The organism is Streptomyces sp. NPDC057307 (assembly GCF_042667665.1).
Taxonomy (GTDB): domain Bacteria; phylum Actinomycetota; class Actinomycetes; order Streptomycetales; family Streptomycetaceae; genus Streptomyces.
On the sequence record NZ_JBHUZM010000194.1, the window covers coordinates 1 to 11,623 of the forward strand.

The window sequence follows — 11,623 nt, forward strand, 5'->3', positions numbered from 1 at the left end:
GGCCGACACACGGCCCGGTCCGGCGCGCCTGGCTCTCCGGCGTACCTCCCCGTGCGACGTACATGTGCGACGGGCGCCGATCGGTAGCAGACTCGGGAGGGAAAGCGCACGGGGGGTCTCTCGAAGGAGCGATGATGCTCACCACCCGTTACGTCCCAGGTTCACCGAACTGGGCGGATCTCGCCACGCCCGACATCGAGGGCGCGAAGACCTTCTACGGGGGCGTCCTCGGCTGGAACCATGTGTCGGCCGGCCCCGAATTCGGCGGCTACGGCATGTTCCAGCTCGACGGCAAGACCGTCGCGGGAGCCATGCAGCTCCCCGCCGAGCAGGCCCCGCCGTCCTGGACCCTCTACTTCCAGACAGCCGACGCCACCGCCACCTCCACCGCCGTGAAGGACAACGGCGGCACGGTCGTGAACGAGCCGATGGACGTCGAGGACCTCGGCCGTATGACGCTCTGCGCCGACCCGGCCGGAGCCGGCTTCGCCACCTGGCAGCCGGGGAAGAACACCGGCCTGGAGGCCACCGACGCCCCGGGCACCCTCTGCTGGGCCGAGCTGTCCACCCCGGACGCGGCCGCCGCCACCAGCTTCTACGGCTCCGTCTTCGGCTGGGGCACGACCTCGATGCCGATGCCGGGAGGCGGGGGTGATTACGTCATGGTCCACCCCGAGGGCAAGGGCCCGGACGGCATGTTCGCGGGGATCGTCCCCACCGCGGCCGATCCCGCCCCCGCCGCGACAGGGCCGAACTGGCTCCTGTACTTCGGCACGGCCGACTGCGATGCTGCCGTGGCGGACGCGGACCGACTGGGCGGCACGACCGTCCTGGAGCCCAGGGACATCGAGGGTGTCGGCCGTTTCGCGGTGGTGACCGACCCGTACGGCGCGCGTTTCGCGCTCATGCAGGGCATCGCGCAGGACGCGTGAACGAGGGCCGTGACCACGGCGGCGGCCGTTCCGTCCGCGACGGAGGGCCGGAAAGCCGTCGTTCGGGCGGCTGCCCATCAGGTCATTGATCGAATGTTTATCGGCACCAGGCAGCGTGTGTGTCATGCCGATCGATCCCACGAACACCCTCACCAGCATCACCGGACTCACGGGGCAGGAGCTCGCGTGGCAGGAGAACGCCCTGTGCGCCCAGACCGGCCCCGAGTTCTTCTTCCCGGCCCCCGGCTCCTCCACCCGCGAGGCCAAGCAGCTCTGCGGTGCCTGCGAAGGACGGCGGGAATGCCTCGAATACGCCCTGGACAACGACGAGCGGTTCGGGGTGTGGGGCGGGCTGTCGGAGAAGGAGCGCGAACGCCTGCGCCGCAGCGGCGCCGCGAGCACCGCCCGACCCGTGAGCACCGCCAGAGCCGCGAGCACCGCCTGAGCCCGGCCATATGGGGACAGGCGCTGGTCGGGACCGGTCAGGAAGCGGGCAGCTGAAACGTCTCGCCGTACATCCGCCAGCGCAGAGGCAGCGCGAGATCCATGTTGCCGTCCCGGAGGAAGACCCGCTGCGCCGTGTCGATGCGTGAGGTGTCCCGCTGTGTCTCGGTCATCTTCGTCCTGATCACGACCCGGCCCCGGTCGAGGAAGGCGTTCAGATACTCCTTCTCCGAACCGCCCTCGGCCGCCGTCTTCGCCTTCCGCATCGCCGCGTGCCGGATGCCGTAGAAGCCGCCCTCGTCGAGACCGGGCCCGTGCAGCACCATCGCGTCGTAGTAGATGAACTGGCCCAGCGTGCTCAGGCCGTCCATCTTGGCCAGCCGCACCGCCGGGTCGAAGTAGACACGGTCGCGCGTCCTGTCCTGAGCCTCGCGGAAGTCGGGATTCCCGGCCGCCGTCACCCACGCCTCCGTGAAGCCGGGGTCCAGACCCTTGTGCGAGTCGGTGCCGTCCACGTCGCGCAGCGCGGGGAGATACGGCGCCAGCGGGTTGTCCGGGTGGGCCTTGGTGTACTCCTCGACGAGCTGGAGCATGTCGTTGGTGCCCGAGCAGAATCCGACGATGCCGGCCGTGTAGCCGTTGCCGTCGTCCAGGTCCTCGATCGCGTCGTACTGACCGCGCCAGTCCAGCGTGGAGTTCTCGGCGCTCGCGATGATCCGGGCGGCCGTGTCCTTCTTGGCGGGAGCCGCGAGACCCGGCGGCATCTTCCTGATCCGCTCCTCCAGCTCCGCCCGCTCGTCGTCGCTCCCGGAGGCCAGGGGATCGGGTGCGGCGCTCGCCGCGCTCGCAGGCGGATTGTCGGCGAGAACGCCGGAGTCGCCGCCTCCGCCGAAGACGACGGAGACGACGACAAGGGCAGGTGCGCCTATGAGGAAGAGACGGGTGACGGGCTTCACGTCGCACAGCGTACGACGCCCGATTCGAACACCCGTGGGGAGTCCCCCTCGAAATCAACACACCCTGGTGGGACACGTGGTGAGTTCGTGTCGCCCTCGACGGGGCGAGGGCACGGAGTCGGCGTCGGCGGGGACGCCGGCCCCGGTCGGCATGGGATCAGCCGGCGGCGCGCGCGGCCATCCGCGCCTTGCGGGCGGCCAGCTTCTCGTCGAACTTGCTCGCCTCGGAGTCGAGCCCGCTCATGTACAGGCCGAGTTCCTCCTGCGCCTTGAGCCCGTCGGGGCCCAGCCCGTCGATGTCGAGCACCTTCAGATAGCGCAGCACCGGCTGGATCACGTCGTCGTGGTGGATGCGCATGTTGTAGATCTCGCCGATCGCCATCTGCGCGGCGGCGCGCTCGAAGCCCGGCATGCCGTGTCCCGGCATCCGGAAGTCCACGACCACGTCGCGCACGGACTGCATGGTGAGATCCGGAGCGATGTCGAAGGCCGCGCCGAGCAGATTGCGGTAGAAGACCATGTGCAGGTTCTCGTCGGTGGCGATACGCGCCAGCATCCGGTCGCAGACCGGGTCGCCCGACTGGTGGCCGGTGTTGCGGTGCGAGACCCGGGTGGCCAGCTCCTGGAAGGCGACGTACGCGACGGAGTGCAGCATCGAGTGCCGGTTGTCCGACGTGAAGCCCTCCGCCATGTGCGTCATCCGGAACTGCTCCAGCTTGTCCGGGTCCACGGCGCGCGAGGCCAGCAGATAGTCGCGCATCACGATGCCGTGCCGGCCCTCCTCGGCGGTCCAGCGGTGCACCCAGGTGCCCCAGGCGCCGTCGCGGCCGAAGAGGCTGGCGATCTCGTGGTGGTAGCTGGGGAGGTTGTCCTCGGTCAGCAGATTCACCACCAGGGCGATCTTGCCGATGTCGGTCACCTTGGACTGCTGCGGCTCCCAGGCCGTGCCGTCCTCGAAGAGACCGGGGAAGTTGTGGGCGTCGGACCAGGGCACGTACTCGTGCGGCATCCAGTCCTTGGCGACCTTGAGATGGCGGTTGAGTTCTTTCTCCACCACCTCTTCCAGTGCGTACAGCAGCCGGGCGTCGGTCCACGCCTCCGAACTGCCGAGATGGGGAGAGGTGAGTGTCACGTGTGCTCCTGGGGACGGGAGTAGTACCTACGGGTTCGTAGGTTACGTGACCGTAGGTTAAGGGCGCAGTAAGGGGAGAGCCAAGCCCAGATCCGCGACGCCCGGTCGCACGCGGCTATTCCCGCAGGTCACGAAGGCGTACCGAGAGACAGGTCACGCACCCTTCGAGCTTCTCGAACTCGCTGATGTCCACCGGAACGGGCTCAAGACCGAGCCCCGCGAACAGTTCCGCGCTGCGCGGCGCGGACGCCGCCATCAAGAGCTTCTCGCCGCCGAGCAGTACCACGTGCGATCCCGCCTCCTCGGGCACCGACAGGAAACGCGGGAAGAGCGACGGGTCGTCGACGAGCGGCGCGTAGCCGATCACGGTCCCGTCCGGCAGCGCGGTCACCGCCGACTTCAGATGCAGCACCTTGCTCACCGGTACGGCGACGACCCGCGCGCCCAGCGGCTCGAACGCGGCGCCCAACTGCCGCAGGCCCTCCTCGTTCGTCCGCCCGCCCTGCCCCACGTACACCGTGTCGCCGACCTTGAGCACATCGCCGCCGTCGAGCGTGCCCGGCTCCGTCACCCGTTCGACGCGGCAGCCGAGCGCGGCCAGCGCCTCCTCGACCGCCGCCGTTTCCGGCCGCCGCGACTCGGCGCCGGACCGGGCGATCAGCGCGACGTCACGGAACACCACTACCGGGTCCTCCACGAACACCGCGTCCGGGCAGTCGTCGGCGGGCGCCACCTCCGTCGTCCGCCAGCCGTGCTCCCGCAGCGCGGCGGTGTACGCCTCCCACTGCGCGAGGGCCAGGCCGGCGTCGACCGGGGTGCGCTCCAGATGGGTCACCAGGCCCTCGGTGAGACGGGGGCCTGGGCGGCGGATCAGGGCTTTCCTGCTGGTCATGGGCTTCTCCGGAGCGGTTGTGGTCGGGTCCGTCGGGCGGGGAGGGCCCCGGTCGGGTCCGTCGACCCCGCCGGTGCCGTCGGGGTGGCGCCGGACCCGACCACGCTACGTCAGGCCGTGATCATCGGAGACGCGCTCACACCGCCGTCGCCGCCCCCACCTCCCGCCGCAGATACTCGGCCGTGAAGGACTTGGGATGGCGCAGCAGTTCGGCCGGCGTTCCCTCGAAGACGATCTCGCCGCCGTGCTTCCCGCCGTCCGGGCCGAGATCGATCACCCAGTCCGCGCGCTTGACGACATCCATGTTGTGCTCCACGCAGATCACCGAGTTCCCCGCGTCCACCAGCCGGTCGAGCAGCGCCAGCAGGGTACCCACGTCCGCCATGTGCAGCCCGGTGGTCGGCTCGTCCAGGACGTACACGCTGCCCGTACGGTGCAGTTGGGTCGCCAGCTTGATCCGCTGCCGCTCCCCGCCCGACAGCGAACTCAGCGGCTGACCGAGCGTCAGATAGGTCAGTCCCACGTCGTTCAGCGTCCGCAGCTTGCGCAGCATCGCCCGGTCGCCGCCGAACTCCTCGAAGAACGGGATCGCCTGAGCGGCCGTCATGTCCAGGACGTCGACGATCGACCTGCCACCCACCCGCAGCGCCAGTACGGCGTCGTTGAACCGCCGCCCCTCGCACACGTGGCAGACCGTCGTCACCGGGTCCATGAACGCCAGATCGGTGTGGATGACCCCGCGCCCCGCGCACTCGGCGCAGGCGCCCGACGAGTTGAAGCTGAAGAGGCCCGGCTCGACCCCGTGCTCCTTCGCGTACACCTTGCGAATGATGTCCATGGCGCCGAGATACGACGCCGGGGTGGACCGGGACGAGGCCGTGATCGCGCCCTGGTCGATGACGATCGCGTCCGGGTACGCGGCCGTGAAGACCTGGGAGACCAGCGTCGACTTGCCCGACCCCGCGACACCGGTCACCGCCGTCAGCACCCCGGCCGGGAACCGTACGTCGAGGCCTTTCAGATTGTGCAACGCGGCTCCACGCACCGGCAGTTGGCCGGTGGGGGAGCGGAAGGCCCCCTTCATGGGGGTACGGCTGACGAGATGCCGGCCGGTGAGGGTGCCGGCGTCCCGCAACTGCTCCACCGTGCCCTCGAACACCACGTGCCCGCCGTCCGCGCCCGCCCGGGGCCCCATGTCGACGACATGGTCCGCGATCGCCACCACGTCCGGGTCGTGTTCCACCACCAGCACCGTGTTGCCCCGGTCCCGCAGTCGCAGCAGCAGATCGTTCAGCCGGCCCACGTCGCGCGGGTGCAGCCCCACGCTCGGCTCGTCGAAGATGAAGGTCAGCCCCGTCAGTGAACTCCCCAGGTGCCGCACCATCTTGAGCCGCTGCCCCTCACCGCCGGAGAGCGTGGTCGTCTCCCGGTCCAGGCTCAGATAGCCGAGCCCGATTCCGACCAGCCGGTCGAGCCGGGCGCGCGCGGCGGCGGCGATCGGCGTGGCCACCGGGTCGTCGATCCGCGCCAGCACGTCCACCAGGTCCCCGACCTCCATGCGGGTGTAGTCGGCGATGTTCAGCCCGTCGATACGGGTCGCGAGCGCCGCCTCGTTCAGCCGCGCCCCACCGCACACGTCGCACACCCGCTGCGCGGTGAACCGGTTCGCGGCCTCCTGACGTTTCTCGGACATGGTGGCCGTGTCCCGCTTGAGGAAGAGCCGGGTGAAACGGTCCACGACACCCTCGAACCGCATATCGGCGGAACCCGTCCGCAGCTCCAGCGTGACGGTGAAGCCACCGCCATGGAGCAGCAGTTGGCGTTCCTCGGCGGTGTACCGGTCGAGCGGCTTGTCCGGGTCGAAGTGGCCCGAGCCGGCGTACAGCTTCCACTCCCAGCTGCCCACCGAGAGTCCCGGCAGCAGCAGCGCGCCCCCGTTCAGGGACTTCGACCAGTCGACCGCGCGGTCGAGGTCGAGCCGGACCACCCGCCCCACGCCGTCGCACTCCGGGCACATGCCGGCCGGGTCGTTGAAGGAGTACGCGGTGGCCGCCCCCGCGCTCGGCGTGCCGTACCGCGAGAACAGCACCCGGATCACCGAGTAGATGTCGGTCATCGTGCCGACGGTGGAGCGGATGTTGCCGCCGACCGGCTTCTGGTCGATGACGATCGCCACCGACAGGTCGTCGATCGCCTCGACGTGCGGCCGCTCGTACTTGGGCAGCCGGTTCCTGATGAACGTCGTGAAGGTCTCGTTGAGCTGGCGCTGGGACTCCACGGCGATGGTGTCGAAGACGATCGAGGACTTGCCGGACCCGGAGACCCCGGTGAAGACGGTGATCCGGTCCTTCGGGATGGTGAGCGAGACGTCCCTGAGGTTGTTCTCACGGGCGCCCACGATGGTGATGTTCTGAGGCATGGGCCCGAAGCTAATCGGGAATCCAGACAGCTACTGTCCGGGTTCCCGATCGGCCGCGCGCTTTTTCCGACAAGGCCCGGAGCCGGCCTCGGCCCGGGCTCCGGGACCCCGGTCTCAGCCCGGGCTCCGGGACGGCTGCCTCAGGACCCGCCCTGGGACGGCGGCTCCGCCCGTACCTCCTCCACCGTCGTGTCACGCAGCTCGCCGTCCAGCATCAGCCACCGCGTGACGCCGATCGACTCCAGGAACGGCACGTCGTGGCTCGCCACGACCAGGGCGCCCCGGTACGCCCCCAGCGCCGCCGTGAGCGCGCGCACGCTCGCCAGGTCGAGATTGTTCGTCGGCTCGTCCAGCATCAGCAGCCGGGGCGCCGGCTCGGCGAGCAGCAGGGCGGCCAGCGAGGCGCGGAACCGCTCCCCGCCCGACAGGGTCCCGGCCGGCTGGTTCGCCCGCGCGCCCCGGAACAGGAAGCGGGCGAGCCGCGCCCGGATCTCGTTGTCCGTGGCGGCGGGCGCGAACCGCTTCACGTTCTCCGCCACGCTCAGCGCGTCGTCCAGGACGTCGAGCCGCTGCGGCAGGAAGCGCGTCGGCACCAGCGCCTCGGCCTCGCCCGAGACCGGCGCCAGCTCCCCGGCGACCGTCCGCAGGAGCGTCGTCTTGCCCGCCCCGTTCCGGCCCACCAGCGCGATCCGCTCCGGCCCGTGGATCGCGAACTCGCCCGAGGCCCGCGCGCCGTACCGCAGCTCCAGCTCGCGCAGCCGCAGCACGCCGATGCCGGAGTGCACCTCCGTGGCGGGCAGTTCGATCCGGATCTCGTCGTCGTCGCGTACCGCTTCGATCGCCTCGTCGAGCCGTTCCCTGGCCTCCGCGAGCTTCGTGGTGTGCATGATGCGGTGCTTGCCGGCCGACACCTGCGCCTGGCGTTTGCGCTCCTGCATGATGGCCTTCGGCTCGCGCTTGGTGTCCCACATCTTCTGTCCGTAGCGCTTGCGTCGTGCCAACTTGACCTGTGCGTCGGCCAGTTCGCGCTTCTGCCGCTGCACGTCGCCCTCGGCGACGCGCACCAGCCGTATCGAGGCCTCCTGTTCGACGGCGAGGGCTTCCTCGTACGCGGAGAAGTTCCCGCCGTACCAGGTGACCTCGCCGTCCCGCAGATCGGCGATCCGGTCGACCAGATCGAGCAGTTCACGGTCGTGGCTGACCACGACCAGCACCCCCGTCCAGGCGTCCACGGCCGCGTGCAGCCGCCTGCGCGCGTACAGGTCCAGATTGTTCGTCGGCTCGTCGAGCAACAGCACCGAGGGGCGGGCCAGCAGCAGGGCCGCCAGCCGCAGCAGTACGCACTCGCCGCCCGACACCTCGCCGATGGTCCGGTCGAGGCCGACATGGCCGAGCCCGAGCTGGTCGAGGGTGGCCCGCGCCCGTTCCTCGACGTCCCAGTCGTCGCCGATCGCGGTGAAGTTCTCCTCGCTCGCGTCCCCGGCCTCGACGGCGAGCAGCGCGGCCCGGACACCGGCGATGCCGAGCGCCTGGTCGACACGGAGAGCGGTGTCGAGAACGGCGTCCTGCGGGAGGTAGCCGATCTCACCCACGGCGTTCGTCCTGCCGTCGGTGGGCGTGAGCGCACCGGCGATCAGCTTCAACAGGGTTGATTTCCCTGACCCGTTGATGCCGACCAGGCCGGTCCTGCCGGGCCCGACGGCCAGTTGGAAGTCCTCGAACACCACGGACCCGTCCGGCCAGGCGAAGGAGAGCGCGGAGCAGGTGATATGGGGGGAAGTAGACATACGGGTCTCCAGGTTGCTGCGAAGGGATGCGGGGCAACGGTGGGAGACACCGGCGGAGGGCACCGGGGAAGGACGGCTCGACAGCCGAGGTCACACGCGGTGCGCGCGGGTACAGAGCCGCGCGGCACGGTGTCTCAGGACCTCAGAAGAGCAACGTCCTACTCCGTTCGGTGACAACAAGGACGCTGTACACCGTACGAAGGCATGGGTGCGGGAGCAACGGGTTTTTCGGCGGCCGGGCGGTGGGCGCGGGGCAGGGGAGCCCGGGGCAGGGGGCCGGGGGGCTCAGCAGGCGTCGCGCAGCAACTCCGCGACGTCGTGGTCCAGATCGAGATACAGATGCTCGCGGCCGACGGGCACGACTCCCAGCGAGCGGTCGAGGAAGCGCCGTACCTCCGAGGTGCGGACATGGACCATCGCGACGCCCTCGGGGGCGTGGAACTCCAGGACCGTACGGTCGTAACCGAACGGCCGCACCCGTACGTCACCGAGCCCGGCCGGTTCGTCCATCCCGACGGTCAGCAGCTCGCGCGAGAACGACCAGGCCACCTCCGTGCCCTCCAGCGTCGCCGTGGCCGGGAATGCCATCTGGACGGCGAACGGATCCTCGCCGTCGTACCGCAGGGTCGCGGGGACGGTCTCCAGCTGTGGCGCCGAGGCGACCAGCCGGGCTTGCAGGGCCTGCTCGATGACGTTGGACAAGGCCAGCTCCCCTTCGCACGGCTCGGGCGGATGAGTGTCTTCCGCTACAGGGAAGGACGACGCAACGCGCTGAAGAGTGCTCGCTGAGCGGCGTGACCTGCGTCACCGTTTTCCCTACTCGCGGGTCGGGTACGCGGCGAGGTCGTCCGTCGTCCGGATTCGTCCCGGATTCACCGGTGGTTCACCGGGGCGGCTGCTCGCGGTACTGCTCGAGTCCGGGCGCGGTGCGGGCCACGGTGAACTCCGTGATCCGGTACGCGCACACCCCGCCGACCACGAAGGGGTCCGCCGCGGCCAGCGCCTCCACCGCCTCGCGATCGTCCCCGACCGCCAGGATCACACCCCCGTCGCGCGGCTTCTTGCGGCCCGACGCGATGAAGGTCCCCGCCGCGAAGTGCGCGTCGACCCAGGCGAGATGATCCGCCGAGAGCGCGTCGACACGGTCGAGCGGGGCGGTGTAGGTCAGCTCCAGTACGAACATGATCGCCAGGTTAGCGGCGGGGTGACGGTACGCGGACGGCGCCGGCCACGACCGGTGGATCCGGCCCGCGGTCACCGCCCGCGGTCACGACCTAGGCTGGCGCACCATGACGACGATCAGGACACCCGCCGACGAGGCCGAAGCCAGGGCGATCCAGGACGAGTTGCGCGAGCGCGTCGTGCTCGACGAGGTGGGACCGGCGGTCGGGACCGGACTGGTGACCGGGGTGGACGTCGCGTACGACGACGAGCGGGACATCGTCGCCGCCGCGGCCGTCGTCCTCGACGCGGCCACGCTCGCCGTCGTGGACGAGGCGACCGCCGTCGGCCGGGTCGCCTTCCCGTATGTGCCGGGGCTGCTCGCCTTCCGCGAGATCCCGACCGTCCTCGCCGCCCTCGACGCCCTGACGTCGGATCCGGGCCTGGTCGTCTGCGACGGCTACGGACGCGCCCATCCCCGCCGGTTCGGACTCGCCAGCCATCTCGGGGTGCTGACCGGGCTGCGGGTGATCGGTGTCGCCAAGAACCCCTTCACCTTCTCGTACGAGCAGCCCGGTTCCCGGCGTGGCGACTCCTCGCCACTGGTGGCCGACGACGGCGAGGAGGTGGGCCGGGCGCTGCGTACGCAGGACGGTGTGAAACCGGTGTTCGTCTCGGTCGGGCACCGGACCGGCCTCGACGCCGCCTGCGCGCACACGCTGCGGCTGGCCCCGGACTTCCGTATCCCGGAGACGACCCGCCGGGCGGACACGCTCTGCCGGCGCGCGCTGCGCGAGGCGGTGGCGGCCGCCGGCCCGACGCGGACCCCCACGACCCCCGAGACCCCGGAGTCCCTGCCCGGAAACTGATGTGCCGCCGAGCGATGAGTTTCGCGCGGCGCCCCGGTCTGCCCTCTGAAAGCGAACAGATCAGCGAACGGGTATACGTGGGGGGCACGGCATGACCGGCACAGCGGGCACAGCTCACACCGATCTCCGGTACGTGACGTCGAAGGACGGCACATCGATCGCCTGTCGCGCGAGCGGCGCGGGCCCCGTCCTGATCATGGTGTCCGGCGCACTCGGCACCGGCACCGGCCCGGCGGACTCCGTCATCGGCGCGCCGCTGGCCACCGAGTACACGGTGATCGACTTCGACAGGCGCGGACGCGGCCACAGCGGGGACACCGAGCCCTACGCGGTGGCGCGCGAGGTCGAGGACGTGGAGGCGCTGATCGACGCCCACGGCGGGCGGGCCGCCGTATTCGGCTTCTCGTCCGGCGCCGCGCTCGCGCTGGCGGCGGCCGACGCGCTCGGCGCCAAGGTCGGCGGAGTCGCCCTGTACGAACCGCCGTTCATCATCGACGACAGCCGCCCGCCGCTGCCCGCCGACTACGTCGAGCAGATCAGGGCCGCCGTGGCGGCCGGCCGCAGGGACCAGGCCGTGGCGCTGTTCCTGACCGCCGCGATCGGCATTCCCGCCGAGTACGTGGCCGCGATGAAGAACCAGCCCGCGGCGCCGGCCGCGGAGTGTGAGATCCAGCCGCCGTCCTGGGCGGACACGGAGAAGGTGGCCCACACCCTCGCGTACGACGGCCTCGTCATGGGCGACACGATGTCCGGCAAGCCGCTCACCGCAGGTCTCTGGAGCGGTGTGACCGCACCCGCGCTGGTGATCTGCGGCGGCGAGAGCGAGCCGTTCATGCGGGCGGGCGCCAAGTCGGCGGCGGAGCTGCTGCCCCACGCCGAGTACCGCGAACTCCCCGGCCAGAGCCACCAGTTCGACCCGACGGCGCTGGCGCCTCTGCTGCGCGACTTCCTCGCGGACCGAGTGACCGAGTGACCCGCTGAGCTGACCCGCCGTCGGCCCCAGTCCGGCGGCGGGTTCGGTACGAGTGCGG

Annotated in this window: 11 protein-coding genes; 4 read left to right on the forward strand and 7 right to left on the reverse strand. The window is 70.7% G+C overall.

The window, feature by feature from the left end; translation table 11 throughout:
- Window positions 1–134 precede the first annotated feature (134 nt).
- Together ACFUN8_RS34855 and ACFUN8_RS34860 are read left to right on the forward strand one after the other, a co-directional pair.
- The gene (locus tag ACFUN8_RS34855; protein ID WP_383646795.1) at window positions 135–932 is read left to right on the forward strand and encodes a VOC family protein; all 798 of its coding nucleotides are present in this window, start codon (window positions 135–137) and stop codon (window positions 930–932) included.
- 124 nt (window positions 933–1,056) lie between these two features.
- Window positions 1,057–1,377: a WhiB family transcriptional regulator gene (locus tag ACFUN8_RS34860; RefSeq protein ID WP_383646768.1), complete on the forward strand. Its 321-nt coding sequence runs from the start codon at window positions 1,057–1,059 to the stop codon at window positions 1,375–1,377.
- Window positions 1,378–1,414: 37 nt separating this feature from the next.
- On the opposite strand, the gene ACFUN8_RS34865 is transcribed toward ACFUN8_RS34860, so the two are convergent.
- The 7 genes from ACFUN8_RS34865 to ACFUN8_RS34895 form a co-directional block, all read right to left on the reverse strand.
- The gene (locus tag ACFUN8_RS34865) at window positions 1,415–2,332 is read right to left on the reverse strand and encodes a chitosanase (protein ID WP_383646771.1); all 918 of its coding nucleotides are present in this window, start codon (window positions 2,330–2,332) and stop codon (window positions 1,415–1,417) included.
- A gap of 157 nt (window positions 2,333–2,489) precedes the next feature.
- Window positions 2,490–3,464: an acyl-ACP desaturase gene (locus ACFUN8_RS34870; RefSeq protein WP_383646773.1), complete on the reverse strand. Its 975-nt coding sequence runs from the start codon at window positions 3,462–3,464 to the stop codon at window positions 2,490–2,492.
- A gap of 115 nt (window positions 3,465–3,579) precedes the next feature.
- On the reverse strand, window positions 3,580–4,356 hold the full coding sequence (gene ddaH, locus ACFUN8_RS34875) for a dimethylargininase (RefSeq protein WP_383646776.1): 777 nt from the start codon (window positions 4,354–4,356) through the stop codon (window positions 3,580–3,582).
- 136 nt (window positions 4,357–4,492) lie between these two features.
- On the reverse strand, window positions 4,493–6,775 hold the full coding sequence (locus ACFUN8_RS34880) for an ATP-binding cassette domain-containing protein (RefSeq protein ID WP_383646779.1): 2,283 nt from the start codon (window positions 6,773–6,775) through the stop codon (window positions 4,493–4,495).
- Between the two features lie 140 nt (window positions 6,776–6,915).
- A complete protein-coding gene (locus ACFUN8_RS34885) occupies window positions 6,916–8,562 on the reverse strand; it encodes an ABC-F family ATP-binding cassette domain-containing protein (protein WP_383646782.1) in 1,647 nt (548 codons plus the stop codon).
- Between the two features lie 285 nt (window positions 8,563–8,847).
- Window positions 8,848–9,264: an SsgA family sporulation/cell division regulator gene (locus tag ACFUN8_RS34890; protein ID WP_383646785.1), complete on the reverse strand. Its 417-nt coding sequence runs from the start codon at window positions 9,262–9,264 to the stop codon at window positions 8,848–8,850.
- A gap of 181 nt (window positions 9,265–9,445) precedes the next feature.
- Window positions 9,446–9,745 carry a YciI family protein gene (locus ACFUN8_RS34895; RefSeq protein WP_383646787.1) on the reverse strand — a complete coding sequence of 100 codons (300 nt, stop codon included), beginning with the start codon at window positions 9,743–9,745 and terminating at the stop codon, window positions 9,446–9,448.
- 106 nt (window positions 9,746–9,851) lie between these two features.
- On the opposite strand from ACFUN8_RS34895, the gene ACFUN8_RS34900 reads away from it, so the two are divergent.
- Window positions 9,852–10,592 (forward strand): endonuclease V, encoded by a 741-nt coding sequence (locus ACFUN8_RS34900; RefSeq protein WP_383646790.1) that lies wholly within the window; start codon window positions 9,852–9,854, stop codon window positions 10,590–10,592.
- Between the two features lie 91 nt (window positions 10,593–10,683).
- Window positions 10,684–11,565 carry an alpha/beta fold hydrolase gene (locus ACFUN8_RS34905; protein ID WP_383646792.1) on the forward strand — a complete coding sequence of 294 codons (882 nt, stop codon included), beginning with the start codon at window positions 10,684–10,686 and terminating at the stop codon, window positions 11,563–11,565.
- Window positions 11,566–11,623: the final 58 nt, after the last annotated feature.